This window comes from Salinispora cortesiana (assembly GCF_000484695.1).
GTDB classification, from domain to species: Bacteria; Actinomycetota; Actinomycetes; order Mycobacteriales; family Micromonosporaceae; genus Micromonospora; species Micromonospora cortesiana.
In genome coordinates this window covers 14,348-39,726 of sequence record NZ_AXVR01000021.1, presented here as the reverse complement: position 1 = coordinate 39,726, position 25,379 = coordinate 14,348, and the positions used below count along the sequence as shown (strand labels likewise).

Below are 25,379 nucleotides of genomic sequence, written 5' to 3'. Positions count from 1 at the left end.
CCACCAACGTGCTACTGGCTCATGCGGCCCTGATCACAGGCGTTCCCCGGGTGCTGATCCCCGCGTCGGCGAAGGCCCGTAGTGCCGCGTCGGCCGTTTCGGGCCCGATGGCGGCGGTCAGGTCCAGCCGGACGGTGGTCTGAAACCCCTCCTCGGCCGCGTCCAGGGCGGTGGCCCGGACACAGAAGTCGGTGGCGAGCCCGACGATCTCCACTTGGTCAACCCCGTGCCGCCGAAGCCAGTCGGCCAGGCACTCGCCCTGGTCCGTGTGCCCCTCGAAACCGGAGTAAGCGGCGGCGTGCTCACCCTTGTGGAAGATCACCTCGATTTGGTCGGTGACCAGGTCGGGGTGGAATTCCGAGCCGGGCGTCCCCACCACGCAGTGTGGGGGCCACGAGTCGACGAAGTCCGGCGGATCGCCGAAGTGCGCCCCGGGATCGATGTGGTAGTCCTTCGTCGCCACCACGTGGTCCCAACTGTCCGGCTCGGCGGCGAGGAGTTGGCTGACCCCGGCCGCGACGCTGGCGCCCCCGCCGACGGCGAGTGAGCCGCCCTCGCAGAAGTCGTTCTGTACATCCACAATGATCAAGGCGTTGCCCATGTGCTGCCCCTTCAGTCGGCCGGTACGACCGTGACCGGAATGGCCGGATCGCCGGCGGAGAGCTTTAGTCCTTCCCAGGGGATCGAGATCAGGCACTGCCGCAGGTGCTCCCGCGACTCGTCCAGCGTCGGCTGCGCCGTCACCGCACCCCCCGCCAGGTAGGTGCGTTGCAGCAGTCGGTCGTTGGGCTGTCGCTCCGGCACGCCCTGCGGCACGATTACCTCCTCGGTGGCGGTGCCGGTCGGCTTGTGTCGGCGGACCGCCACCTTGCGGCCGCCGATGGTGGCCTTCTGTTCGGAGCGCTTGACCACCGGGCGCCCCTCGACTTCGACGAGCTTGTAGACCAGGCTGGCGGTCGGTGCGCCGGAGCCGGTGACGACGGCGGTGCCCGCGCCGTACATGTCCACTGGTTCGGCGGCGAGTGCGGCGATGGCGTACTCGTCGAGGTCACCGGAGACGATGATCTTCGTTTCGGTGGCGCCGAGCGAGTCGAGCAGGTCCCGGGACTGCTGCGCCATGACCGCCAGGTCGCCGGAGTCGATCCGGATCGCCCGCAGGTCCGGCCCGGCCACCGCGATGGCGTTGCGGATGCCCTGGCTGATGTCGTACGTGTCGACCAGCAGGGTGGTGTCCTTGCCCAGCGTTGCCACCTGGGAGGCGAACGCCGTCCGCTCATCCTCGTGCAGCAGGGTGAACGCGTGCGCGGCGGTGCCCGCGGTGGGAATGCCGTAGCGCTCGCCGGCGGCCAGGTTGGAGGTGAACCGGAAGCCGGCCAGGTAGGCCGTGCGGGCCGCGGCTACCGCCGCTTCCTCCTGGGTGCGTCGGGAGCCCATCTCGATCAGTGCGCGTCCGCGGGCGGCGGTGACCATCCGGGTGGCGGCCGCTGCGGTGGCGCAGTCATGGTTGAGCACCGACAGCACCAGCGTCTCCAGCACGACGCACTCGGCGAAGGTGCCCGAGACGGTGAGGATCGGCGATCCGGGGAAGAAGAGTTCCCCCTCGGCGTAGCCGTCGATGTCGCCGGTGAACCGGTAGGTGGTGAGCCACTGCGCGGTGGCGTCGTCCACCACCCCGGTTCGCCGGAGGAAATCCACCTCATCCGCATCGAAGCGGAAATTTCGGATCAGCTCCACCAATCGGCCGGTACCCGCCACGACACCGTAGCGGCGCCCGGTCGGTAGCCGCCGGCTGAACACCTCGAACACGCAGCGGCGGTCGGCGGTGCCGTCCCGCAGCGCGGCGCGGACCATGGTCAGCTCGTAGTGGTCGGTCAGCAGCGCGGGGCCCAGGGTGCTCACCCGGCTCAGCCTAGAGTTCCCGCGCGATCCGTGCCGTCGTGGCCCAGGAACATTCGTGGTGCCGGCCGTCACCTTCTTTCGGGCCTTGGCGCCCGCGACGACGTCGCTTGGTGACCGGTCGGGGTTCCGGTTCCTCGATTCGGTGGATCCGGTGGCACGATGGGGGCATGGCGGCTCCACAGGTTGCACCACTCGAGACGCCGGACACCGACGAGGTGCCGGCGCCCGACCGACCGTGGGTGACGATCGTTTGGGACGACCCGGTCAACCTGATGGCGTACGTGACCTGGGTCTTTCAGAAGTTGTTCGGCTACAGCCGAGGGCGGGCCGAGCAGCTCATGCTGGACGTTCACCACAAGGGCAAGGCGGTTGTCTCCAGCGGTACCCGGGAACGGATGGAGCACGACGCGTCGCAGCTGCACGCGTACGGGCTGTGGGCGACGGTGGATCGGGCGTGAGCATGTTCCAGCGCTGTAGTGGTCACTACGTGGCCACCTTCGCGGTAGACGAGGTCCGGGTCCTGCGGAAGGTCGCCACTGAGGTGGTCGGCCTGCTCACCGACGCGTTCGACCACGCCGACCCGGTGGTCGTGCGGCTCTTCCCGGAGGCCTACCCGGACGACGCGGCGGACACCGCCGAGTTTCGTCGGTACACCGAGGGCGACCTGAAGACGGCGAAGATCGACCAGGCCGGCGCGATCCTCGCGGCGCTCCCCGACGACGCCGGTGGCGAGGTCCGCCTCGACGGCGAGGCGGCCGAGGCGTGGTTGCGGGCGCTCAACGACGCCCGGCTGGCGATGGGCGTCCGGCTCGAGATCCGGGACAGCACCGACCTCGGCGCGGAGCTCGATGACGCGGTCGCCACCGACCCGGGGTCCAGTCGGATGTTCCAACTGTCGGTCTACGCGTACCTGGGCTACTTGCAGGAGTCCCTGCTCAGCGCATTGATCGACTGATCCGTGACCGCTACCACCTCGCCGGCCAGCACGGGCAGACGCTACGCTGGTCGGCGTGCTGAGCATTGACCGGGCGATCGTGGACGCGATCGTGGCCCATGCCCGTCGGGATCACCCCGACGAGGCGTGCGGCGTGGTCGCCGGTCCCACCGGTAGCGACCTTGCCACTCGGCACATCCCGATGGAGAACGCCGCCCGTTCCATGACGTTCTACGAGTTCGACTCGATGGAGCAGTTGCGGGTGTGGCGGGAGATGGACGACCGGGACGAGGCGCCCGTCGTTATCTACCACTCGCACACCGCGACCGAGGCGTACCCATCGCGCACCGACGTCTCCTTCGCCGGTGAGCCCGACGCGCACTACCTGCTCGTCTCCACCCGTGAGCCCGACTCCGAAGAGATTCGCTCCTTCCGGATCGTGGCTGGCGTGGTGACTGAGGAGACGGTCCGCATCCTGGACGCCGGGGTGGACCCGCACGCCGTGCAGTCCTACATGTTCGGGCAGAGCCCGGCGACGGTCGACTACGAGTGTTCTGGCCGCTGATTCCAGCGCGGTAACACCCCACCACGTCCCGTCACCATTTCGGCATTCCCGACCTAGGAGCATCGCATCATGGCCATCGAAGTTCGCATTCCCACCATCCTGCGCAGCCACACCGGCGGTGCGAAGATCGTCGAGGGCGCCGGCGACACGCTGGGCGCCCTCTTCACCGACCTGGACAGCCGGCACGACGGGCTGAAGGGTCGCCTGGTCACCGACACCGGTGCGCTGCACCGGTTCGTGAACGTCTACGTCAACGACGAGGATGTCCGCTTCCTTGGTGCGTTGGAGGCCAAACTCAACGACGGCGACAGCGTGACCATCCTGCCGGCCGTCGCGGGTGGGGCGCCCGGCTTCGCCGCGATGGCCGCTCCCCGCGGCCTGCGCGCCGGGTCGCCTCCCGTCCGCTGAGGGCGCGGCCCCGTGGCGCGCTACGACAGTCTGCTGGACGCCTGCGGCGGAACGCCCCTGGTCGGGCTGCCCCGGCTCGCGCCGGCGGTGCCTGCTGGGGCGCCGCCCGTGCGGCTCTGGGCGAAGCTGGAGGACCGTAACCCGACCGGCAGCGTCAAGGACCGGGCCGCGCTGTTTATGGTCCGCGCGGCCGAGGAGGCGGGCCGGCTCCGGCCAGGCGCCACGATCCTAGAGCCCACCAGCGGAAACACCGGTATCGCGTTGGCGATGGTGGCGAAGCTGCGCGGGTACCGGCTGGTGTGTGTACTGCCGGAGAACGTCTCCACCGAACGGGTGCAGCTGCTGCGGATGTACGGCGCGGAGATCATCTTTTCGCCCGCGGCAGGCGGCTCGAACCAGGCCGTCGCCACCGCCAATCAGATCGCTGCCGAGCACCCCGACTGGGTCCTGCTGTACCAGTACGGAAACGAGGCCAACGCCCAGGCCCACTACCTGACCACCGGCCCGGAGCTGCTCCAGGACCTGCCCACGATCACCCACTTCGTGGCCGGGCTCGGCACCACGGGCACGCTGATGGGCACCGGCCGGTACCTGCGCGAAAAGGTGGCGGAGGTCCAGGTCGTGGCGGCCGAGCCGCGCTACGGCGAGCTGGTGTACGGGCTACGCAACATCGACGAGGGGTATGTGCCGGAGCTGTACGACGCCTCGGTGCTCACCCGGCGCTTCTCGGTCGGTACCCGGGACGCCGTGCTGCGGACCCGTCAGCTGGTCGAGGTGGAGGGGCTCTTCGCCGGGCTCTCCACTGGTGCGATCCTGCACGCGGCGCTGGCGGTGGCGCACGAGGCGGTCCGGGAGGGGCGCCGCGCCGACGTGGCCTTCGTGGTCGCCGACGCCGGCTGGAAGTACCTCTCGACCGGGGCGTACGACGGCACTCTCGCCGAGGCTGAGGAGGCGCTGGAGGGGCAGCTCTGGGCCTGACCCACCAACTGGGACGGTGTCACGTTCGTGACACCTTTCCGGGGATGATTCATGCGTTCGGGTAGCCGAGCGTAGGCTGCGCAGCGTGGCGCACACGGCGGTTGGAACGATGCTCCGCGGAGAGGCAACCGGCCCGGATACTACAGAATGCGACAGTGAGACGACTCAATGCGACTAACGGTGTTGGGTTGCGCCGGTAGCTTCCCCGGCCCGGACTCCCCCTGCTCGGCCTATCTGGTCGAGGCCGCGGGCTTCCGGCTCCTGGTCGACTTCGGCTCCGGGTCGATGTCGACCCTCCAGCGTTACGTGGGGCTGCACGCTCCCGACGCCGTTCTCCTCACCCACCTGCACGGCGACCACTTCCTCGACGCCGCGCTCTACGTGGTGGTTCGCCGGTACGCCCCGGACGGCCCCTATCCGCCGCTGCCGGTGTACGGCCCGGTGGGAACACCGGAGCGGCTCGCCGCCCTGGACGGAGTGCCGGACCGCACCGTCGAGGATGTGTACCAGTTCTCTGCCCTGACCCCGGGGACCTTCCCGATCGGCCCGCTGACCGTCACCGTCGACCGGGTCAACCACCCGATCGAGACGTACGGAGTCCGGCTGGAACACAACGGTCGGGTGCTCTGCTACTCCTCCGACACCGCCCCCTGCGACGCGCTGCTGCAGCTGGCCCAGGGAGCCGACGTGTTTCTCTGCGAGGCGAGCTACCTCGACGGGGTGGACAACCCGCCGGATCTGCACCTGACCGGTGGGGAGGCCGGCGAAGTCGCCACCAAGGCCGGCGTCGGGCGGTTGCTGCTGACCCACCTCGTGGCGGCCTGGGGCAGCGAGGCGCGCACCGTCGCCTCCGCCGCCAGCGCCTACGCCGGCCCGCTCGAGGTGGTCCGGCCGGGCGCACGCTACGAGGTCTGACCGGCACGGGCCGGCTCCGACCACCGAGTCGACCCGGGACACCCCGGGGCGGGCCGCCCTCGCCACCACATAGGGTGCAGACATGGCGCGACCTGACGGGCGGCTGCCCGACCACCTCCGACCGGTGACCCTGACCCGCGGCTGGAGCACCCATCCCGAGGGCTCTGTGCTGGTGGAGTTCGGCGCCACCCGGGTGCTCTGCACCGCGAGCGTCACCGAGGGGGTGCCCCGCTGGCGCAAGGGCTCCGGGCTCGGCTGGGTCACCGCCGAGTACGCCATGCTGCCCCGCGCCACCAACACCCGCTCCGACCGGGAGAGTGTCAAGGGGCGGGTCGGTGGGCGTACCCACGAGATTTCCCGGCTGATCGGCCGTAGCCTACGCGCGTCGATCGACCTGAAGGCGTTGGGCGAGAACTCCATCGTGCTCGACTGCGACGTGCTCCAGGCCGACGGTGGCACCCGCACCGCCGCGATCACCGGCGCGTACGTGGCGCTGCACGACGCGGTGACCTGGCTCGCCACCCGCCGCTCCCTCGTCGGCCGGCCGGAGACGGTGATGCACCGCTCGGTGGCGGCGGTGAGCGTCGGCGTTGTCGCCGGTGAGCCGCGGCTGGACCTCAACTACGCCGAGGACGCGACCGCCGAGGTCGACCTGAACGTGGTCTGCACCGGCACCGGTGACTTCGTTGAGGTGCAGGGCACCGGTGAGGCGGGCGTCTTCAGCCGAGGACAGCTCGACGCCCTGCTCGACCTGGCCGTCGCCGGCTGTGTGGAGTTGGCCGAAGCCCAGCGGAAGGCGCTCTCGTGAGGGCGGCTCCGCTGCTGGCTCCCGTGGTCGTGAACGAAGGTGACTCAGCATGAACAAGGTCCTGCTCGCCACCCGGAACCGGAAGAAGCTCATCGAACTGCAACGCATCCTCGATGGCGCCCTGGGCGCGCACCGGATCGCCCTGATCGGCCTCGACGATGTCGAGGCCTACCCGGAGCTGCCGGAGACCGGTCTGACGTTCGGTGAGAACGCGCTGATCAAGGCCCGGGAGGGGTGCCGGCGCACCGGATTGCCCACGATCGCCGACGACTCCGGCCTGGCGGTGGAGGCGCTCAACGGCATGCCCGGTGTCTTCAGTGCCCGCTGGTCCGGCCGGCACGGTGATGATCACGCCAACCTGCAGCTGGTGCTGGACCAGATCGCCGACGTGCCGGACGAGCATCGGGGCGCGTCCTTCGTCTGCACGGTGGCCCTGGCGCTGCCCGGTGGCAAGGAGCACCTGGTAGACGGCCGGCAGGCCGGTCGCCTGCTGCGGGAGCCGCACGGCGAGGGTGGCTTCGGCTACGACCCGATCTTTCGGGGCGACGGGCAGGACCGGACGAACGCCGAGCTGACGCCGGCGGAGAAGGACGCGATCAGCCACCGCGGCAAGGCGCTGCGCGAACTGGCGAAGCTGGTCGCCAAGGTGTTGCCGCCGGTCTGACTGACCTGCGCACCCGGGCAGCGGCTACCGAAGTCGGCAACCGCTGCCCGGCACGTGAGAGGGTCAGGCCAGCTTCCCGACCTCACGTTCGATCGCCGCCCGAAGCTCCGGTCCGGCAATCACCGAACGGGCGGTCTCCAACACCGGCGCGAGGAAGATGTCCGGGCCGGGCTCCCCGGCGGCACCGGCCAACGCGGCAATGGCGGCCCGTCCGGCCGGCGACGGCTGTAGCGGCGCCCGGAGCTGGAGCCCGCGGACCGCGGCGAGGAGCTCGACCGCGAGCAGACTGGTCAGGTTGTCCAGGACGGTCCGCAGCTTCTTGGTCGCCGCCCAGCCCATCGACACGTGGTCTTCCTGCATACCGCTGGTGGGCAGGGAGTCCACCGAGGCGGGGGCGGCGAGTCGGCGGTTTTCCGCGACGATGCCGGCCGCCGTGTACTGGGCGATCATCAGCCCGGAGTTGACCCCGGCGTCGGGGGAGAGGAACGCCGGCAGGTCCCGCGAGCGGGTCACGTCGAGCAGCCGGTCCACCCGCCGCTCGGCGATCGCACCGACCTCGGCGGCGGCGACGGCGAGAAAGTCCGCGGCGAAGCCGAGCGGCGCGCCGTGGAAGTTCCCGGTCGACTCGACCCGGCCGTCCGGCAGGACCACCGGGTTGTCCACCACCGAGACCAATTCCCGGCCCGCCACCTGTCGGGCGAAGTCCAGGGTGTCCCGGGCCGCGCCGGCGACCTGCGGCGCGCACCGCATCGAGTACGCGTCCTGCACCGCGTGCACCACGTCGTCGCGGTGTGACTCCATCACCGCCGAGTCCTGGAGCAGGCGGTGGATGTTCGCCGCCGAGGTGGCCTGACCGGGGTGCGGCCGGATGGTGTGCAGCTCGGGCTGGAACGGTCGGTCCGTGCCGAGCATCGCCTCGATGGCCAGGGCGGCCGTCACGTCGGCCAGGGTGAACAGGTGCGCGGCGTCGTGGTTGGCCATCAGCAGCATGCCGAGCATGCCGTCGGTGCCGTTGATTAGTGCCAGCCCTTCCTTGGCGGCCAGCTCGATCGGCGTGATACCGGCCCGGCGTAGCGCCTCGCCGGCTGGGATCCGGTCACCGGCCGCGCCCAGCACCCAGCCCTCGCCGAGTAGCGCCAGCGCGCAGTGCGCCAGCGGCGCCAGATCCCCGGAGGCCCCCAGCGACCCGTGCTCGGGCACCCACGGGGTGACATCGTGGTTGAGCAGGTCCACCAGTGCGGTGGCGACCAGCGGCCGGACTCCGGAGCGGCCGAACGCGAGGGAACGGACGCGCAGCAGCATCATCGCCCGCACCACCTCGCGGGGCATGGCGGTCCCCACCCCGGCGGCGTGCGAACGGATCAGCGCGTGCTGTAGCTCCGCCCGCCGCTGCGGGGCGACGAAGGTGTTGGCGAGGGCCCCGAAGCCGGTGCTCACGCCGTATACCGGCTGGCCGGCGGCCTCGATCCCGTCCACGACGGACCGGCTGGCGGTCATCGCGTCGATCGCCGTCGGGTCGAGGACGACCTTGGCGTTGCCGCGGGCGACGGCGAGCACGTCGGCGGGGGTGAGCACGTCGGCGGGGGTGACCCCGGTTGGCTGAATGACTACGGTCGACATTGCGGTACTCCGTTGTGCAGGACCTGGCGGATCAGTGGAACCCCCGGCCGGTAGGCCAGGTGCAGGTGGGACGGGGCGTCGAGGATCATCAGGTCGGCCCGGGCGCCGGGCGCCAGCCGACCCACGTCGGTGCGGCGCAGCGCCGCGGCACCGCCGGCGGTGGCCGCCCAGACCGCCTCCGAGGGGCTCATCCGCATCTCCCGGACGGCCAGCGCGATGCAGAACGGCACCGACGAGGTGTACGACGACCCGGGGTTGCAGTCGGTGGCCAGCGCCACGATCACGCCCGCGTCGAGCAGCCGCCGGGCGTCCGGGTAGGGCGAGCGGGTGGAGAACTCCGCCCCCGGCAACAGGGTGGCGACGGTCGTTCCGTCGGCTCCGACGAGCGCGTCAACGTCGGCGTCGGTGAGGTGGGTGCAGTGATCAACGCTGGCCACCCCCAGCTCCACCCCGAGCTGGACCCCCGGACCCGGACCAAGCTGGTTGGCGTGCAGTCGGGTGCCCAGCCCGGCGGCCTGGCCACGGGTCAGGATCGCGCGGGTGTGGTCGGCGTCGAAGGCGCCCCGCTCACAGAAGACATCCACCCAGCGGGCGTACGGCGCGGCGGCGGCGAGCATTGGGCCGCAGACCAGGTCGACGTAGTCGTCCGGCCGGTCGGCGTACTCGGCGGGGACGAGGTGCGCCCCGAGGAAGGTGGTCTCCGAGCTCACCTCGGCGGCGATCCGCAGCGAGCGGGCCTCGTCGTCGACGGTGAGGCCGTACCCGCTCTTGATCTCGATGGTGGTGGTGCCCTGCCGCAGCGCCTCCGCGTGTAGCCGGCGGGCCGTGGCGCGTAGCTCGTCGTCGGTGGCGGCCCGGGTCGCGCCGACCGTGGTGCGGATACCGCCGCCGGTGTACGGCTCGCCGGCCATCCGGGCGGCGAACTCGACCGCCCGGTCCCCGGCGAAGACCAGGTGGGCGTGGCTGTCCACGAAGCCGGGCAGTACGGCCGCTGACTCGGCATCAATGCGTTGGTCGGCGGCGGGCGCCTCCCGGCTCGACCCGACCCAGGCCACCACCCCGTCCTCGACGAGCACGGCGGCGTCGCGGCGGATGCCCAGCGGCCCCTCCCCGGCGGCCGTGTTGGTGACCAGCTCTCCGATGTTGTCCAACAGCAGGCTACTCATGGCGCTCCGGTCACCTCCGCGATCGACGTGGCCAGCTCGGTGGGGACGTCAACGGTGCAGTGCCGTCCGTCCTGCACCACCACCTGGCCATCCACCACCACCTGGTGGACATCCCCCGCGGTGGCGGCGAAGACCGCACCGGCCGCCGGTACCCCCGCGGTCCGCGGGCTGTCCAGCCGGAGGGTGACCAGGTCGGCCCGGCTACCCACGGCCAGCCGGCCGGCGTCGCCCCAGCCGAGGGCGGCGTGCCCGGCGGAGGTGGCCGCGGTGACCAGCTCGCCGACGGTGAAGTGACCGCGCTGCCGGGTGCGCAGCCGCTCGTCCAGCTCCACCGCGCGCGCCTCCTCGAAGAGGTCCACCACCGCGTGGCTGTCGCTGCCGAGACTCAGTGGGCTGCCGGCGTTGGCCATCCGGCGGGCCGGTCCGATCCCGTCGGCGAGGTCCCGCTCGGTGGTGGGGCAGAGGCAGACCCCGGTGCGGCTCTCCCCGAGCAGGACCACGTCCGAGCTGGTGGGGTGGGTGGCGTGTACGGCGGTGGTGTGCGGGTCGAGGACTCCCCGGTCGGCCAGCAGCCGGGTGGGGGTGCAGCCGTGCGCGGCCCGGCAGGCATCGTTCTCGGACGGCTGCTCGGAGAGGTGCAGGTGCAGCGGGACGCCCCGCTCCCGCGCCGAGCCGGCCACCGTCGCCAGTTGGTCGGCGGGCACGGCGCGCACCGAGTGGATCGCCGCGCCCACCCGTACGTGCGCGTCGGTGGGGGCGAACGCCGCTGCCCGCTCCGCCCAGCGCAGGGCGTCACCGTCGCCGAAGCGTCGCTGCGGCCCGGCCAGCGGCTCACCGGTCACGGTGGCGGTCAGGTAGCAGGCATCCAGCAGGGTCAGCCGGATCCCGGCGTGCGCCGCCGCCTCGACCAGGGCGGCCCCCATCGCGTTCGGGTCGGCGTACGGGGTGCCGTCCGGGCCGTGGTGCAGGTAGTGGAACTCGCCGACGCAGGTGACTCCGGCCAGCGCCATCTCCGCATATGCGGCGCGGGCGAGCGCGAGGTAGCTCTCCGGATCCAGCCGGGCGGCCACCTCGTACATCCGGTCCCGCCAGGTCCAGAAGTCGCCGCGACCGCCGTGGGTGCGGCCGCGCAACGCGCGGTGGAAGGCGTGCGAGTGCGCGTTGGCCAGCCCCGGCAGGGTCAGCCCGGGCAGGCGGACCGCGTCGGCGAGGACCTCGACCCCGGTGGTCGGCTCGCCCCCGGTGGTCAGCGGGGTGACCCCGGTGATCCGGCCGGCAGCGGTCTCGATCAGCACGTCCGGGGTCGGCTCGGGCTGCTCGGGTAGCCACGCGTACTCGGCCAGCCAGCGGGTCATGTCAGCTCCTCCAGCGCGGCGGCGAGGGCTTGCACCCCGGCCGCGCAGTCGTCGTCGTTCGCCGACTCCGCGGGGGAGTGCGACACCCCGGTGGGGTTGCGGACGAAGAGCATCGCGGTGGGCAGGTGTCCGGCCAGCACGCCGGCGTCGTGCCCGGCCCCGGTCGGCAGCACCGGCGCGTCGAGCAGTCGGGCGAGCCGGTCGGCCAGCCCGCCGTCGAACGCGACGAGGGGCGTGGCCGACTCCTCGGTCAGCCGCAACCCGGTGCCGTCGCGTCGGGCCCGCTCGGCGGCCCGGTCGTGGACCGCCTCGACCAGCCCGGAGAGGGTCTCCGGCTCGGCCGCGCGAGCGTCCAGCCAGCCGGTCACCGCAGACGGGATGGCGTTGGTGGCGTTCGGCTCCACCCGTACCCGGCCGACCGTGGCGTGGGCGCCGAGCCGCCGGGCCTCCTTGTTCGCGGCGAGCACCGTGAACGCGTACGTGAGCATCGGGTCGCGGCGGTCCATCATCCGGGTCGTACCCGCGTGGTTTCCCTCGCCGGTGAAGTCGAAACGCCACCGGCCGTGCGGCCAGATCGCGCTGGCGACGGCGACCGGCGCGGCCTGCTCGACCAGGGCCCGGCCCTGCTCGACGTGGAGCTCGACGAAGGCGGCGAAGCGCCCGAGCAGCTCCGGCCGGGCACCGGCCGGCGGGCCGCCCAGCGCCTCGGCGAAGCTCACCCCGGCCGGGTCGCGCAGCTCGGCCGCCCGGTCAGCCGGCAGCGCGCCGGTGAGCAGCCGGGACCCCAGACACGGTACGCCGAACCGGGCGCCCTCCTCCTCCACGAAGGCCGCGACCGCGATTGGCCGGGTGGGGGTGGTGCCGGCGGCACGGAGCTCGTCCACGGCGAGGAAGGCGCTGACGATGCCGAGCGGCCCGTCGAACGCCCCGCCGTGCGGTACCGAGTCGAAGTGGCTGCCGGTGAGCACCGCGTTCCCCGCCTCCGGGGCACCCCACCAGGCGAAGAGGTTGCCGTTGCCGTCGTCGGTCACCGGCATGTCGCGCTGGTCGGCCTGGGCCCGGAACCACTCCCGCAGCCGCAGCTCCGGGTCGGTCAGCGCGTACCGCAGGTACCCGCCGCTACGGTCGTCCCGGCCGATCGGCGCGATCTCGTCCCAGAGCCGCCGGAACCTGCGCGGAAGGGAGCCCTCCACCACCGGATGCGTCAACACGGAGCTCTCCTTACGCCTTCGCCATCGGGATCTGCAGGCCGGTCCGCTCGGCGACCTGCCGGGCGTCGTCGTAGCCGGCGTCAACGTGCCGTACGACGCCCATCGCCGGGTCGTTGGTGAGGACTCGTTCGATCTTCTGCCCGGCGAGGGCGCTGCCGTCGGCGACGCAGACCTGGCCGGCGTGGATGGAGCGGCCGATCCCGACCCCGCCACCGTGGTGCAGGGAGACCCAGGAGGCCCCGCTGGCGGTGTTTACCAGGGCGTTGAGCAGCGGCCAGTCGGCGATCGCGTCGGAGCCGTCGGCCATCGCCTCGGTCTCCCGGTATGGGCTGGCGACGCTACCGCAGTCCAGGTGATCTCGGCCGATGACCACCGGCGCGGAGAGCTCTCCGGCGGCGACCATCTCGTTGAACCGTACCCCGGCCCGGTCTCGTTCGCCGTAGCCGAGCCAGCAGATCCGGGCCGGTAGCCCCTGGAACGCCACCCGGTCGCCGGCCATCCGGATCCAGCGGGCCAGCTGCTCGTTCTCCGGGAAGAGTTCGAGGATCGCCCGGTCGGTGGCGGCGATGTCGGCCGGGTCGCCGGAGAGCGCCGCCCACCGGAACGGGCCCTTGCCCTCGCAGAACAGCGGCCGGATGTAGGCGGGGACGAAACCTGGGAAGTCGAAGGCGCGCGAGTAGCCACCGAGCTGCGCCTCGCCGCGGATCGAGTTGCCGTAGTCGAAGACCTCGGCGCCCGCGTCGAGGAAGCCGACCATCGCTTCGACGTGTCGGGCCATCGACGCGCGGGACCGGTCGGTGAACTCGGCCGGTTTGGCCGCCGCGTAGTCGCGGGCGTCGGCCAGCTCAACCCCCTCCGGCAGGTACGACAGCGGGTCGTGGGCGCTGGTCTGGTCGGTGACCACGTCCACCGGGACGCCGCGGCGCAGCAGTTCGGGGAAGACGGTGGCCGCGTTGCCGACCACGCCGATGCTGCGCGCCCGCCGTTCGTTGCGGGCGGCGGTTGCCCGCTGCACCGCATCGTCGAGCGAGTCGGCTACCTCGTCCAGGTAGCGCTCGCGTACCCGGCGTTCGAGGCGGGAGCGGTCGACGTCCACGATCAGGCAGGCGCCGCCGTTCATGGTCACAGCGAGTGGCTGTGCCCCACCCATCCCACCGCAGCCGGCGGTCAGCGTCAGCGTGCCGGCCAGCGACCCGCCGAACCGCTTCGCGGCGACGGCCGCGAACGTCTCGTAGGTGCCCTGGAGGATGCCCTGGGTGCCGATGTAGATCCACGACCCGGCGGTCATCTGCCCGTACATGGTCAGGCCGAGCTGCTCCAGCCGACGGAACTCCGGCCAGGTGGCCCAGTCGCCGACCAGGTTGGAGTTGGCCAGCAGCACCCGCGGCGCCCACTCGTGGGTCCGCATCACCGCGACCGGCCGGCCGGACTGCACCAGCATCGTCTCGTCGTCGCGCAGCTCGGTGAGGGTGTTCAACAGCGCGCGGTACGACGGCCAGTCCCGCGCGGCCTTCCCGGTCCCGCCGTAGACGACCAGGTCCTCGGGGCGTTCGGCCACCTCCGGGTCGAGGTTGTTCATCAGCATCCGCCGTGCGGCTTCCTGGGGCCAGCCCCGGGCGGTGAGGGTGGTGCCGCGCGCGGCGCGGATCGGCTGGGTCATGAGGAACCTCCTAACCGAGGAACAACTGACGACGGGCGGCGGAGGCTTCGAACGCCTCCAACCGCCGTTGGGTTTGTACGGGTGCGGCGTCGCAGATCGCCTGGAGTAGCACCATGGCCAGGGTCATCGGTGCGGTGTGTAGGTCGAACACGAGTTGTGCGCCGACGGCGGCGGGTAGCACCACGTCGGCGTGCTCGCCGGCCGGGCTGACCGGCGAGTCGGTGATGGCGACGACGGTCAGGCCCGCCGTCCGGGCCTCGCGCAGGGCGTCGAGGGCCTCCCGGGGGTAACGGGGCAGCACGAGGGCGAGCAGGGCGGTCGCGCCGGCCTCGGCGGCCTGTTCGATCCGGTCGGTGAGCAGGCTGCCGCCGTCGTCGAGGACCCGTACGTCCGGGAGCACCTTGGCGGCGAAGTAGGCGAAGTAGGCGGCCAGCGGCGCGGCGGCGCGGAGGCCGAGCACCGGCAGCGGGTGGCTGGCGGCCAGGAGCCGGCCGGCGGCGGCTACGCGGTCCCGGTCGGCGAACTGGTCGGCGAGCCGGTCCAGGTTCTCGATTTCGGCGCGTACCGCCTGCTGGAGTTCGTTGTCCGAGTTTGGTCGTTCGCCGCGGCGTGTCGCGGTCAGCTCCCGGAGGTGGCGGCGCAGGGCGGGGTAGCCGTCGTGGCCGAGGGCCATCGCGAAGCGGGTCACCGAGGGTTGACTCACCCCGGCCAACTCGGCGACCTCCGCCGCCGACAGGTATGCCACCGCCGGGCCCTGCTGGACGAGGCAGTGTGCGATCCGTCGCTGGGTCGGGGTGAGCCGAACCCCTCGAAACAGGTCCAGCACCCGGTCACCCGGGGGGACGACGGATGCTTCATTCATGTTTCGACCTTATGCATAGAAACTTTCATCGGCAACCGGGGCCGCTGCGGCCGGCGTCGGCGGGGTGCGAGTGGCAGGCTGGATCGATGCGGCTGAGCGCTATTCACACCTACCCCGTCAAGGGGTGTCGGCGGCGGGACCACGATGCCGCCCCGGTGCTGCCCTGGGGCCTGGCCGGCGACCGGCGCTGGATGCTCGTTGACGCGGCGGGCGTCGGCATCACCCAACGCGAGGTCAGCAGCCTCGTCGCGCTGCGCGCGGTGGCCCGAGCCGGCGGGCTCACCCTGCATGCCGCCGGCCACCCCGACCTCGACGTCGCGGAGCCGGTGGACGGTGCCCCGATCGCCGTGCGCACCTTCCGCAGCCGCAAGCTGGACGTGTGGGCGCACGCTGCCGGCGCGGCCGCCGAGACCTGGGTCAGCCGGTTCCTCGGCCGCCCGGCCCGCCTGGTGTGGCTGGCCCGGCCAGCCCGCCACATCCCCGCCGCCGACCGCGAGCATGACCCAGGCGACCAGGTCACCTTCGCCGACGAGGCCCCGATCCTGCTGACCAGCACCGCCTCGCTCGACGCGCTCAACGGGTGGCTGGCCGAGGCCGGCGAGCCACCGGTGTCGATGACCCGGTTCCGCCCGAACCTCGTGGTCACCGGAGCGCCGGCCTGGGCGGAGGACGGTTGGGCCGCCCGCCCGGTGCGGATCGGTGGTGTCACCTTCCGCGCCGCTGGCTCGGCTGGTCGCTGCGTGGTCACCACCACCGACCAGGAGACCGGAGCCCGGGGGAAGGAGCCGCTGGTGACCCTCGGCCGCTACCGCAACGTGCGGCAGAAGCTCCGCTTCGGGCTGCACCTGGTGCCCGTCGAGACCGGCCGGGTCGCCGTCGGCGACGAGGTCGTGCCCGCCGACTGGCCGCAGCCGATTCGAGCCGGCCGCTGATCGTCCCGGGGCGCCGCTGATCATCCGACCCGCGGCTCACCCCCCGGGAGTTCGTTCATCACCCCGGCCGGTCGGTGCTCAGATCGAGCCACATGTGGAGCTCGTCCCGGTCATCTCCCGCCGCCACCCGCAGCGCGCCCGGCAACCGCCCCACCTCGCGGTAGCCGAGGTGCCGGTAGAAGCGGTCCAGCCCCAACCCGTCCCGGACGGTGATCTGGAGCGCGGCGAGCCCCCACCGGCGGCCGATCCGTTCCGCCGCGCGCATCAGCTCCAGGCCGTAGCCCTCGCCCTGACAGCCCGGGTGGACCATGACCCGGGTCAGGACCCGATAGTGGGTCTTCAGGTGAAACCGGTTGTCGATGAAGATCGCCATCGCGGCGAGCCGGTCGCCGGCGTAGCCGAGGAGCAGCCGATCCGGACCGTCGGCGATCGCCGCGAGGGTCGGGTCGGCGATGGTCCGCACCTCGGCGGCGGTGACCGGCGCGACGAAGCCCACCGCACCACCGGCGTTGGTGACGTCAACCCAGAGCGCGATGATCTCCGCGCGGAGCTCGGGCGTCAGGTCGGGGTCGAGCACGAACCGGAGGGCCACGCTGCTCATCCTGACCGGTCGGGTCGGGCCGTCGCCGGAGAAAGTGATGAGCCCGACGGGGCGAATCAGGTTAGGGTCCCGCCATGATCGCAGAGCTGCCACCGTTCGAGTTCGCCTTCCCCGGCCCGTTGCGGGACAAGCTGGTCGCCCTGGTGCTCGCGGGGACCAAGACCACCACGACCGGCCTGCGCCAGGACTACGAGATCGAAGGGGAGGCGCTGCCGGTCGCGGGCACCCGGGCGGCGGTGATCGATTCTGCTGGCCGTCCGGTGGCCGTGATCGAGCTGACCGAGGTGCGGGTCAGCCGGCTCGGCGACGTGGACCTGGACCACGCCCGGGACGAGGGCGAGGGGGACGACTCGGTCGCCGCCTGGCGAGCGGGGCACGAGAAGTACTGGCACGGGGCGGACTACCGCGGATGGATCGGTGATCCGGATTTCACCGTGGACGACGACACACTGGCCGTGCTGGAGCGGTTCCGGCTGGTGGAGACCCTCTGAGTGGTGCGGGAGGGGGGACTCGAACCCCCACGTCCTCTCGGACACAGGCTCCTAAGACCTGCGCGGCTGCCAATTACGCCACTCCCGCTTGCGGGAAGAGTCTAGAGCCTCCGGTGGCGGGCCCGCGCCCCGCCCGGTGGTCAGCTCGGCGTGCCGGGCGATAGCCAGGCAGGGACGTGGGGGCGCGGCCGGCGGGCGTCGTCAGTCCAGGCCGAGATCGCGACGGATCTTGGCGACGTGGCCGGTCGCCCGGACGTTGTAGAACGCCCGCTCGATGCGCCCGTCGGCGTCGATGACGAAGGTCGAGCGGATGACCCCGGTGACCGTCCGGCCGTATGACTGCTTCTCGCCGTACGCCCCGTAGGCAGCGAGCACCGCCCGGTCGGTGTCGGAGACGAGCGGGAACGTGATGGCGTCCCGCTCGCGGAACTTGGCCAGCTTCTCCGGTTTGTCCGGGGAGATGCCGACGACCTCGTAGCCGGCGGCCTGGAGTGCGGCGAGGGAGTCACGGAAGTCGCAGGCCTGCTTGGTGCAGCCGGGGGTCATCGCGGCCGGGTAGGCGTAGAGCAGCACCTTGCGGCCGCGGAGGTCGGCCAGCGAGAGTTGGTCGCCGCTGTCGGTGGGGAGGGTGAAGTCGGGGGCGGTGTCGCCGGGGGAGAGGCGGGCAGGCGCGGTCATGGCTGCGACCCTACCGTCGCGCCAGCCCCCGGTTCGCTTTGGTGACTCGGTGGCGTGGCGCTCGGTTCTCGGGCGAGGAGCGTGTCCGGTCGCGACCCTGTTCGCCCTGGCAGCGGCGGCGACGTGATCGACGTCATCTCTTGTTGCCAAGGATTGGCAATAACTTAGGTCTCCTAATAGCCTGTTGCGGTGGCGTGGACAGACCCGCCGGACACGTGGGGAGGTCGCGTGGAGAACCTGGCGATGCATATCTCTAACGGGATCATTAACGGTCCCGTCGCCGCGATCTTCGCGGTGATCGCGCTGGCGGCGATGGCGCTCTGCGTCCAGCGCGGCCGGCAACACCTGGACGATCGGCTGGCGCCGATGGCTGGCCTGGTCGCCGCCTTCATCTTCGCCGTGCAGATGATTAACTTTCCGATCTTCACCGCCGGGGTCAGCGGCCACCTGCTCGGTGGTGCGCTCGCCGCACTGCTGGTGGGGCCGTGGGTCGGCGCGCTCTGCGTGGCCGTCGTGCTGACCGTGCAGGCGCTGGTCTTCGGCGACGGCGGCGTGGCGATGCTCGGTCTCAACATTACCAACCTGGCGATCGTCGGCACCGCCGCCGCGTACCTGCTGATCGTCGCGCTGCTGCGGGTGCTGCCGCGTACGCCGGCCGGGCTCGCCGTGACGGCGTTCGTCTCGGCGCTGGTCAGCGTCGTGGCGGCGGCGCTGGGCTTCGTCCTCCAGTACCAGCTCGGTGGCGCCGTCGATCTCGGTGACAACATCGCCGGGCTGGCCGGCACGATCGCCGGCACACACCTGCTGATCGGCATCGGCGAGGGCCTGATCACCGCGATGACGGTGCTGACCGTCGCGAAGACCCGACCCGACCTTGTGTATGCGCTGCGCGCCCGTGGACCGGTCGCGTCGACCCCCATTCCGGCTGTTGGAGGTGCCCGGTGAGGAAACGGACCTGGGGCTTCATCGCCAGCGGGCTGCTGGTCTCCCTGCTGCTGGCCGGGGTGGTGAGCGGCTTCGCGTCGGCCGACCCGGACGGGTTGGAGTCCGCGCTGCGGGAGGGCTGCACCGTTGACGCGGAGGGCGCGGTCACCGGCGGTGACTGTCCGGCGCAGCGGGAACAGGAGCACGAGATCGGTGGCCCACTGGCCGACTACGGCGTCACCGGCATCGCCGACGACGCCCTCGCCACCGGGCTCTCCGGCGTCGTCGGCGTGCTGCTGACCTTCGCCCTGGCCGGGGGCGGCTTCTGGCTGGTCCGTCGTCGGGCCGGGCAGCAGCCCACCGGGGATGGGGACGCGGCGCAGTCGACCTCCGCCGCCGGAGTGGGCTGAGGAGCGGGCCGTGGGCGCCGGGCACACCCAGCTGCTCTACCACTGCTCCGACTCGCCGGTGCACCGGTTGCCCCCCGAGGTGAAGATCGCGGCGATGGTGGCCTTCACCCTCGCCGTGGTCGCCACCCCCCGGGAGGCGCTCTGGGCCTTCGGCGGCTACGCCGTGCTGGTGGTGGCGGTCGCGGCGGTGGCCCGGGTCCGGCCCGGCTGGCTGCTGCGCCGGTCGCTGATCGAGCTGCCGTTCGTGCTGTTCGCGTTCGCCCTGCCGTTCCTCGGCGCGGGCGAGCGGACCGAACTCCTCGGCCTGTCGGTCTCCGTGGACGGGCTGTACGGGGCGTGGAACATCCTCGCCAAGGGCACCCTGGGTGTCCTGGCGTCGTTGCTGCTGGCCGCGACCACCACCACCCGGGACCTGATCATCGGGTTGGACCGGCTGCGCTGCCCGCAGCTGCTCACCCAGATCGCCACCTTCATGCTGCGCTACCTGGAAGTGCTGGTCGGCGAGGCCCGGCGAATGCGGGTGGCCCGCCTGTCCCGGGGAGACGATCCGCGCTTCGTGTGGCAGCTGCGGGGTTTCGCGACCGGAGTCGGGGCGCTTTTCCTGCGCGCCTACGAGCGGGGCGAGCGGGTGTACCTGGCGATGCTGTCCCGTGGCTACACCGGGCGGATGCCCCAGGTGTGGCAGGGCGCGGAGGCGGCGACCGTCGGGCAGTGGCTGGCCGCCTCGACCGTCCCCGCCGTAGCGGCCGGCGTCGCCGCCACCGCCCTGGTCCTGACATGATCGGAGCGTGCAGCCGATGACGCCTCCCAGCCTCGACGTGCACGACGTGCACTACGCCTACCCGGATGGGCATGCGGCGCTGCGCGGCGTGGAGCTGACCGTGCCCCGCGGCGACCGGGTGGCGCTGCTCGGGCCGAACGGCGCCGGGAAGACCACCCTGGTGCTGCACCTCAACGGCATCCTCACCCCCACCGCAGGGAGGGTGACCGTCGGCGGGTTGACCGTCCGCCCGGACCGGTCAACCCTGGCCGAGGTACGTCGGCGGGTGGGCATCGTCTTCCAGGACCCGGACGACCAGCTCTTCCTGCCCACCGTCGCCGAGGACGTGGCGTTCGGCCCGGCCAACCTCGGGCTGCGCGGCGCCGAGCTGACGACCCGGGTGGACGAGGCGCTCACCGCGGTCGGGATGAGCGAGCACCGGGACCGCGCCCCGCACCACCTGTCGTTCGGGCAGCGCCGCCGGGTCGCGGTGGCGACGGTGCTCGCCATGCACCCGGAGATCCTGGTGCTGGACGAGCCGTCGTCCAACCTCGACCCGGCTGCCCGGCGTGAACTGGCCGAGATCCTGCGGGCCCTGCCGGTGACCCTGCTGATGGTCACCCATGATCTGCCGTACGCGTTGGAGCTGTGCGAACGCTCGGTCATCCTGGACGCCGGCCGGCTCGTCGCCGACGGCCCCACCGGGGAGATCCTGGCAGACGAGGCGCTGCTCGCCCGGCACCGCCTCGAACTGCCCTACGGATTCACACCCCGTCCGACGCCCCGCTGATCCGGGTACGGATCAGCTGGCGGCCTCCACCGCGGCCCGGATGTTCTCCGGCGACGTCCAGTCGGCGACCGGCTCCCCGTTGACCAGGACCGTCGGCGTGCCGGAGACGTTCGCCCGGCTGGACTCCTCGGTCACGTGCTTGGTCCAGGACAGATAGGTGCCGTCCTTGACGCAGGAGCCGAAGCTGTCCCGGTCCAGCCCGACGCCGACTCCGATGTCGATCAGCTCGTCGTTGTTGAACTGGGCGCCGTCCTCGCCCGGCTGCTGCACGAAGAGCGCCTCGCTGAACTCGCGGAACTTCCCGCCGGCCGAGGCGCAGCCCGCGGCGGCGGAGGAGCGGGTCGAGTACTGGGTGGTGGAGCGACTGTCCAGGATCGCCACCGGGTGGAAGACCACCTGCGCCTTGCCCTCGTCCGCGAGCTGGTCAACGGTCTCGCCGCTGATCTCCTGGAACTGCTTGCAGGCCGGGCAGAGGTAGTCCTCGTACAGGTCGATGGTGACCGGCCCGGAGCCGTACACGATGCCCGTGCCGGCCTCGTTGGCACCCGGTGGCGGGGTGAACTCGCCGGCGCGCTGCTCGGAGTAGACGGCCCAGCCGACGAAGCCGGCGATCACCAGCACGAAGACGGCGGTCACCGACACCCACAGCGTCCGCTTGCGCCGCCGCTCCTGGGCCAGCTGCTCCCGGACCATCCGGGCGGCATCCTTGCGGCCCTTCCGACTACTCATCCTCGTCCTCCACTGCGCGTTCGCCCAGCAACCAGCCGTCCACCGAGAACGGGGTGCGGGGCCAGATCAACAGGAACCCGGCCAACGCCAGGAATCCCAGGTCCCGGAGGATCTCCGGGAGGTAGCTCGGGGCCTGCCCCGGGGCCAGCTCGCCGCCGATGCCGAAACAGCCGCAGTCGATGTTCAACCCGCGGGCCCAGGCCGAGATGATGCCGGCGATGAAGACCAGCAGCAGCGCCACGGAGACCCCGGCGGTCAGCCGGGTCGCCAACCCGAGCAGCACGAGTACGCCGAGGGCCAGCTCGAGGAAAGGCAGCGCGGCGCCGAGCACGGCCGACACGTCGTACGGGAAGATTTGGTACGCGTTTACCGCCCGGCCGGAGGCGGCGAGGTCCCCGACCTTGGCGGCGCCGGCGAGGAGCCAGACCGCGGCCAGGCCGAGTCGGACGGCGAGGCCGATCCAGGGGCGGACGACCGGCCAGCGGAGAAAGCGGCTACCCGATGTGGTCACGCTCATGTGGTCGCTCCTCGCCCCCGGCAAGTTCCCGCGCTCAACGGACCCACGCCACGCCAACGGCGGGACCAGCGGATGCGGTGTCGCGCGAGGGCGGGATCATGACAGTCCAGGCTACGCGGAGCGAGCTGGGACGGTAGGGACCTTTGTCCCTAGATGGGGTTTGCCACGTCGGGAACTTTTCCGGGGCGCGATCCGACTACCCATTGATGAGCGGGGAGAGGCGGCCCGGTCGCGGGTCACCCGCCGATCCAGGTCCGGTTGGGCATCAGGGAGCGTTCTGGGTGAGCATGACCGGCATGAGTGTCGTCCTCCGCCGCTGGACCGCCCGGCTCACCGCCGTCGGTGGTCTCCTGATCGCCCTCGTTGCCCTACTGGTCGCCCCGGCCGGCCCGGCCAGCGCCCACGCGGTGCTGGTGAGTAGCAGCCCGGCCTCGTCGGCGGTGGTGCCGGACGCACCCACCGAGGTGGTCCTCACCTTCAGCGAGTCGGTCCGCAAGGTGCCCGGCAAGACCCGGGTGATCGCGCCGGACGGGTCGCGAGCTGATCGGGGCGAGCCCAGCTTCGACGGTACCGTCGTCGCGATTCCGGTCGACCCGAACTCCGGCCGCGGCACCTACCTGGTCAGCTTTCGGGTGATCTCGGCCGACAGCCATCCGGTCTCCGGTGCCTTCACCTACTCCGTCGGTGCCCCGTCAACACCCCCGGTCGACAGCGGCAGTGACAGCCGCGCCGACCCGGTGGTGAGTGTCGGAATCAAGGTCGGCAAGTATCTCGGCTACGTCGGCTTGCTGCTCCTGGTCGGCCCGGTGCTGGTCCTCGCCCTGCTCTGGCCCCGCCGGCTGTCCCGTCGCGGCCCGGCCCGGCTGGCGTGGACCGGCCTGGGCCTGCTGGCGTTCGCCACCCTGGCGACGGGCTGGCTCCAGATCCCCTACACCAACGGCGGCGGCGTCTTCGACGTCACCGGTGCGGGCCTGAGTACGGTGCTGGGTAGCGCCTTCGGCACCGCGCATCTGGTCCGGCTGGGCCTCCTCGCGGCGGCGGCGTTCGTGCTTCGGCCGGTGTTGGCTGGCCCGGTCGGCCGAACCGACCTGGTGATCCTGGGTGTCCTCGGCGGTGCGGCCCTGCTGACCTGGCCCCTGTCCGGGCATCCGGCGGTCTCCCCGGCCCCGGTGGTCTCGGTCGTGGTGGACGCGGTGCATCTGGGCGGCATGGCGGTCTGGCTCGGCGGGCTGGTGATGCTCGTCGGTTTCCTGCTGCGCCGGGCCGACGAGGGGGAGCTGGCCGCGATTCTGCCGATCTGGTCCCGCTGGGCGGCGCTCTCCGTCTCCGCGCTGCTCGTCGCCGGGGTCGTACAGGCGCTGATCGAGGTCGCCTCCTTCGCGGCCCTCGTCGACACCCCGTACGGTCGACTGTTGCTTGGCAAGATCGGGCTCTTCGTTCTGGTGGTCGCGGTGGCCGCGTACTCCCGGACACTGGTGCGTCGGCGCACGGCGGCCGAGCGGCCGGCGCCGGTGCGGCGGGCGATCATGATCGAGCTGGCGATCACCGCCGTGCTGCTTGGGCTGGCGGCGGCGCTGGTCCAGACCACTCCGGCGCGGACCGCGGTCGCGGACATCGCCCAGTCCAACAGCGGCTACTTCTCGACGACCCTGACCAGCTCGTTGTACTCGTTGCAGGTCGAGGTGGACCCGGCCAAGCGCGGCAACAACTCGGTCCACTTCTACGCCTACACCCCGGACAACCGACCCCAGCCGGTGGCGGAGTGGCGGGCCACCGTCGCGCTGCCGGCGGCGGGAATCGAACCGATCGAGGTGCCGTTGCTGCCACTGACCGACAACCACGCGACCGGTGAGATCAACCTGCCCGCGTCCGGGGATTGGCAGCTGCGGGTGACCGTCCGCACGTCTGAGATCGACCAGGCCACGGTGGAGACCACCGTGGCCGTCAAGTAGGAAAGGGTTCCCATTTCATGATCCGTCTCCGGCGCAGCTCCGCCACCGCACTCCTCGCGCTCGGCGCGGTCGCCGCTGCCGTGTTTGGCTCCGCCGGGCCCGCCGCGGCGCACATCACGGTCGACCCGAAGGAGGCGACCCAGGGCGGGTACGGCAAGTTCGTCTTCCAGGTGCCGAACGAGAGTGACACCGAGTCCACCACCAAGGTGGAGATCTTCCTGCCGGAGAACGCCCCGCTCGGATCGGTCTCGACGAAGCTGGTCCCGGGCTGGACGGCGGAGGTGGAGAAGCGCACGCTCGACCAGCCGGTGGAGGTGCACGGCAGCCAGATCACCGAGGCGGTAGCGAAGATCACCTGGACGGCGCAGCCCGAGGTCGGTATCGGGCCGGGCACGTTCCAGGACTTCCCGGTCTCGGTGGGGCCGCTGCCCACGGTTGACACGATGGTCTTCAAGGCGTTGCAGACGTACTCGGATGGCACGATCGTGCGGTGGATCGACGAGCCGACCGCCGACGGCGTGGAGCCGGAGGCCCCGGCCCCGGTGCTGGAGCTGGTCGCCGCCGAGGACGCCGTTTCGGACGCCGTTTCGGCGGCAGCCCAGGACGGGACGCCGGCCGCGGCGGATGAGACGGCGGATGACGCGGCGGCGGGGGACGGGCTGGCCGTCGGTCTCGGCGTCGCCGGCCTGGTCGCCGGCCTGGGCGGCCTGGTGCTGGGTGGGCTGGCCTTCACCCGGTCCCGGCGCGAGCCGGCGCCGAAGGCCTGACCCGTTCCCGCCGGGGCTGGCGCTGGCCTGTCGGCCCCTCGGCCTGGCCCGTCGGGATTTCCGACGGGCCGGTGCCTTTCCGCGGCGATGGCCGTGGATATCCCCTGTTTGGGCGCTTCAGGTCGGTAAGGTCGTCCGGGTGCTCGACTACGGAGAGGGGTGGAGTCGGTGCGTTTCGTGCGGGTGGTCGCCGGGGTGTGGTTGTTGGTCACCGGGATACCGGTGCTGCTCGGTGGGGCCGCGCTCGGTGCTGACCTGACCCTGGACCTCCGCGCCGAGCTACGGGAGAGCTGGGTCGCCCCGGTGACCGCCGCCCTCCTGGTTGGCGGGACGCTGCTGGTGTCGGGGGCCCTGGCGCTGCTGCTGCGGCCGGTTCGCCCCCGGGAGGTGGTCTTCGTGGTCGAGCCGGACCAGGTGCCGCTGCTCGCCCGCCGGCTGGGGGTGACCTCGCTCAGCGGGCTCGGTGCACCCGCTACCCGGGCGGGGGAGCCGCCGGTCGCCGCGCGAGACGGAAGCCGGCTCGTCCCGTCGGCCCGGCAGCTCGTGTCGGTCGGTGCCTCCGGTGAGCGAACCCGCTCGATGCCGCGGCCAGCCGGGGAGCGCACGATCGGCTTGGTGGGGCGCCGGCGAGCCGCGGAGGCTGGCCCGGCCTGGCCGCTCAACGAGCCGACGGAGGCCGATGTGCCGGCTGATTCCGGCCGGCTGCCGGGGCGGCGGTTGCGGCCGTCTGCTCCGTTCGACTCGGCGCGGTAGTGATTCGACGCGGCGAGGCGCCGGGAGCGG

Annotated in this window: 29 protein-coding genes and 1 tRNA gene; 17 read left to right on the top strand and 13 right to left on the bottom strand. The window is 72.0% G+C overall.

Going from position 1 to position 25,379, the window contains the following annotated elements:
• Positions 1-19 precede the first annotated feature (19 nt).
• The gene (locus tag K228_RS0111915) at positions 20-601 is read right to left on the bottom strand and encodes a nicotinamidase (protein ID WP_025618640.1); all 582 of its coding nucleotides are present in this window, start codon (positions 599-601) and stop codon (positions 20-22) included.
• A gap of 11 nt (positions 602-612) precedes the next feature.
• The gene (locus K228_RS0111910; RefSeq protein ID WP_025618639.1) at positions 613-1,899 is read right to left on the bottom strand and encodes a nicotinate phosphoribosyltransferase; all 1,287 of its coding nucleotides are present in this window, start codon (positions 1,897-1,899) and stop codon (positions 613-615) included.
• Between the two features lie 167 nt (positions 1,900-2,066).
• On the opposite strand from K228_RS0111910, the gene clpS reads away from it, so the two are divergent.
• The 8 genes from clpS (at position 2,067) to rdgB (ending at position 7,171) form a co-directional block, all read left to right on the top strand.
• Positions 2,067-2,357, top strand: coding sequence for an ATP-dependent Clp protease adapter ClpS (gene clpS, locus K228_RS0111905; RefSeq protein WP_018253938.1), 291 nt, complete (start codon positions 2,067-2,069; stop codon positions 2,355-2,357).
• Between the two features lie 2 nt (positions 2,358-2,359).
• Positions 2,360-2,854, top strand: a complete 495-nt coding sequence (locus K228_RS0111900) for a DUF2017 domain-containing protein (RefSeq protein WP_188116193.1) — start codon at positions 2,360-2,362, stop codon at positions 2,852-2,854.
• Positions 2,855-2,909: 55 nt separating this feature from the next.
• The gene (locus K228_RS0111895; RefSeq protein WP_025618637.1) at positions 2,910-3,398 is read left to right on the top strand and encodes a M67 family metallopeptidase; all 489 of its coding nucleotides are present in this window, start codon (positions 2,910-2,912) and stop codon (positions 3,396-3,398) included.
• A gap of 69 nt (positions 3,399-3,467) precedes the next feature.
• Complete coding sequence (locus K228_RS0111890; RefSeq protein ID WP_025618636.1) at positions 3,468-3,806, top strand: MoaD/ThiS family protein; 339 nt, start codon at positions 3,468-3,470, stop codon at positions 3,804-3,806.
• Between the two features lie 12 nt (positions 3,807-3,818).
• Positions 3,819-4,784: a PLP-dependent cysteine synthase family protein gene (locus K228_RS0111885; RefSeq protein WP_025618635.1), complete on the top strand. Its 966-nt coding sequence runs from the start codon at positions 3,819-3,821 to the stop codon at positions 4,782-4,784.
• A 168-nt stretch (positions 4,785-4,952) separates the two neighbouring features.
• Complete coding sequence (locus tag K228_RS0111880; protein WP_025618634.1) at positions 4,953-5,699, top strand: MBL fold metallo-hydrolase; 747 nt, start codon at positions 4,953-4,955, stop codon at positions 5,697-5,699.
• A gap of 82 nt (positions 5,700-5,781) precedes the next feature.
• Positions 5,782-6,507 (top strand): ribonuclease PH, encoded by a 726-nt coding sequence (rph, locus tag K228_RS0111875; protein WP_025618633.1) that lies wholly within the window; start codon positions 5,782-5,784, stop codon positions 6,505-6,507.
• 49 nt (positions 6,508-6,556) lie between these two features.
• Positions 6,557-7,171 (top strand): RdgB/HAM1 family non-canonical purine NTP pyrophosphatase, encoded by a 615-nt coding sequence (gene rdgB / locus K228_RS0111870; protein ID WP_025618632.1) that lies wholly within the window; start codon positions 6,557-6,559, stop codon positions 7,169-7,171.
• Positions 7,172-7,234: 63 nt separating this feature from the next.
• Here the strand turns inward: rdgB and hutH are convergent, their stop codons facing one another.
• The 6 genes from hutH to K228_RS0111840 are packed head-to-tail and all read right to left on the bottom strand — an operon-like array spanning position 7,235 to position 15,045.
• Positions 7,235-8,791, bottom strand: coding sequence for a histidine ammonia-lyase (gene hutH, locus K228_RS0111865; protein ID WP_025618631.1), 1,557 nt, complete (start codon positions 8,789-8,791; stop codon positions 7,235-7,237).
• Positions 8,779-9,957, bottom strand: coding sequence for an imidazolonepropionase (hutI, locus tag K228_RS0111860; RefSeq protein ID WP_025618630.1), 1,179 nt, complete (start codon positions 9,955-9,957; stop codon positions 8,779-8,781). The genes hutH and hutI overlap by 13 nt, the downstream gene beginning before the upstream one ends.
• The gene (locus tag K228_RS0111855; protein WP_025618629.1) at positions 9,954-11,312 is read right to left on the bottom strand and encodes a formimidoylglutamate deiminase; all 1,359 of its coding nucleotides are present in this window, start codon (positions 11,310-11,312) and stop codon (positions 9,954-9,956) included. The genes hutI and K228_RS0111855 overlap by 4 nt, the downstream gene beginning before the upstream one ends.
• Positions 11,309-12,523 carry an allantoate amidohydrolase gene (locus K228_RS0111850; RefSeq protein WP_025618628.1) on the bottom strand — a complete coding sequence of 405 codons (1,215 nt, stop codon included), beginning with the start codon at positions 12,521-12,523 and terminating at the stop codon, positions 11,309-11,311. The genes K228_RS0111855 and K228_RS0111850 overlap by 4 nt, the downstream gene beginning before the upstream one ends.
• A gap of 10 nt (positions 12,524-12,533) precedes the next feature.
• On the bottom strand, positions 12,534-14,183 hold the full coding sequence (gene hutU / locus K228_RS0111845) for a urocanate hydratase (protein WP_025618627.1): 1,650 nt from the start codon (positions 14,181-14,183) through the stop codon (positions 12,534-12,536).
• Positions 14,184-14,193: 10 nt separating this feature from the next.
• Positions 14,194-15,045, bottom strand: coding sequence for a MurR/RpiR family transcriptional regulator (locus tag K228_RS0111840; RefSeq protein ID WP_025618626.1), 852 nt, complete (start codon positions 15,043-15,045; stop codon positions 14,194-14,196).
• An 86-nt stretch (positions 15,046-15,131) separates the two neighbouring features.
• Between K228_RS0111840 and K228_RS0111835 the strand changes: the two genes are divergently transcribed.
• Complete coding sequence (locus K228_RS0111835; protein WP_025618625.1) at positions 15,132-15,977, top strand: MOSC domain-containing protein; 846 nt, start codon at positions 15,132-15,134, stop codon at positions 15,975-15,977.
• Between the two features lie 58 nt (positions 15,978-16,035).
• Here K228_RS0111835 and K228_RS0111830 read toward each other — a convergent pair whose 3' ends face one another.
• A complete protein-coding gene (locus K228_RS0111830; RefSeq protein ID WP_033776813.1) occupies positions 16,036-16,578 on the bottom strand; it encodes a GNAT family N-acetyltransferase in 543 nt (180 codons plus the stop codon).
• A 74-nt stretch (positions 16,579-16,652) separates the two neighbouring features.
• Here K228_RS0111830 and K228_RS0111825 point away from each other — a divergent pair, with 74 nt between their 5' ends.
• Positions 16,653-17,069, top strand: a complete 417-nt coding sequence (locus tag K228_RS0111825; RefSeq protein ID WP_025618623.1) for an ASCH domain-containing protein — start codon at positions 16,653-16,655, stop codon at positions 17,067-17,069.
• 1 nt (position 17,070) lies between these two features.
• Here the strand turns inward: K228_RS0111825 and K228_RS0111820 are convergent.
• Positions 17,071-17,157, bottom strand: a tRNA-Leu gene (locus K228_RS0111820).
• A 113-nt stretch (positions 17,158-17,270) separates the two neighbouring features.
• Positions 17,271-17,747: a thioredoxin-dependent thiol peroxidase gene (bcp, locus tag K228_RS0111815; protein WP_025618622.1), complete on the bottom strand. Its 477-nt coding sequence runs from the start codon at positions 17,745-17,747 to the stop codon at positions 17,271-17,273.
• A gap of 228 nt (positions 17,748-17,975) precedes the next feature.
• Between bcp and K228_RS0111810 the strand changes: the two genes are divergently transcribed.
• From K228_RS0111810 to K228_RS0111795, 4 genes are read left to right on the top strand one after another with little or no spacing between them, the layout of a single operon-like run.
• The gene (locus K228_RS0111810) at positions 17,976-18,692 is read left to right on the top strand and encodes an energy-coupling factor ABC transporter permease (protein WP_025618621.1); all 717 of its coding nucleotides are present in this window, start codon (positions 17,976-17,978) and stop codon (positions 18,690-18,692) included.
• Positions 18,689-19,081, top strand: a complete 393-nt coding sequence (locus K228_RS0111805; RefSeq protein ID WP_025618620.1) for a PDGLE domain-containing protein — start codon at positions 18,689-18,691, stop codon at positions 19,079-19,081. Before K228_RS0111810 ends, K228_RS0111805 begins: the two co-directional genes overlap by 4 nt.
• Positions 19,082-19,091: 10 nt before the next feature.
• Positions 19,092-19,862, top strand: a complete 771-nt coding sequence (gene cbiQ / locus K228_RS0111800; protein ID WP_025618619.1) for a cobalt ECF transporter T component CbiQ — start codon at positions 19,092-19,094, stop codon at positions 19,860-19,862.
• A 16-nt stretch (positions 19,863-19,878) separates the two neighbouring features.
• A complete protein-coding gene (locus K228_RS0111795) occupies positions 19,879-20,631 on the top strand; it encodes an energy-coupling factor ABC transporter ATP-binding protein (RefSeq protein ID WP_025618618.1) in 753 nt (250 codons plus the stop codon).
• Positions 20,632-20,643: 12 nt separating this feature from the next.
• Here K228_RS0111795 and K228_RS0111790 read toward each other — a convergent pair whose 3' ends face one another.
• Together K228_RS0111790 and K228_RS0111785 are read right to left on the bottom strand one after the other, a co-directional pair.
• The gene (locus K228_RS0111790) at positions 20,644-21,360 is read right to left on the bottom strand and encodes a DsbA family protein (protein WP_025618617.1); all 717 of its coding nucleotides are present in this window, start codon (positions 21,358-21,360) and stop codon (positions 20,644-20,646) included.
• Positions 21,353-21,877: a MauE/DoxX family redox-associated membrane protein gene (locus tag K228_RS0111785; protein WP_025618616.1), complete on the bottom strand. Its 525-nt coding sequence runs from the start codon at positions 21,875-21,877 to the stop codon at positions 21,353-21,355. The genes K228_RS0111790 and K228_RS0111785 overlap by 8 nt, the downstream gene beginning before the upstream one ends.
• 287 nt (positions 21,878-22,164) lie before the next feature.
• Between K228_RS0111785 and K228_RS0111780 the strand changes: the two genes are divergently transcribed.
• The 3 genes from K228_RS0111780 to K228_RS0111770 all read left to right on the top strand — a co-directional run bounded on the left by K228_RS0111780 (position 22,165) and on the right by K228_RS0111770 (position 25,349).
• Complete coding sequence (locus tag K228_RS0111780) at positions 22,165-23,829, top strand: copper resistance CopC/CopD family protein (RefSeq protein ID WP_025618615.1); 1,665 nt, start codon at positions 22,165-22,167, stop codon at positions 23,827-23,829.
• 17 nt (positions 23,830-23,846) lie between these two features.
• Entirely contained in the window at positions 23,847-24,596 is a 750-nt protein-coding gene (locus K228_RS0111775; protein WP_025618614.1) for a YcnI family copper-binding membrane protein, read from the top strand.
• 168 nt (positions 24,597-24,764) lie between these two features.
• A complete protein-coding gene (locus K228_RS0111770) occupies positions 24,765-25,349 on the top strand; it encodes a hypothetical protein (protein WP_025618613.1) in 585 nt (194 codons plus the stop codon).
• Positions 25,350-25,379 lie beyond the last annotated feature (30 nt).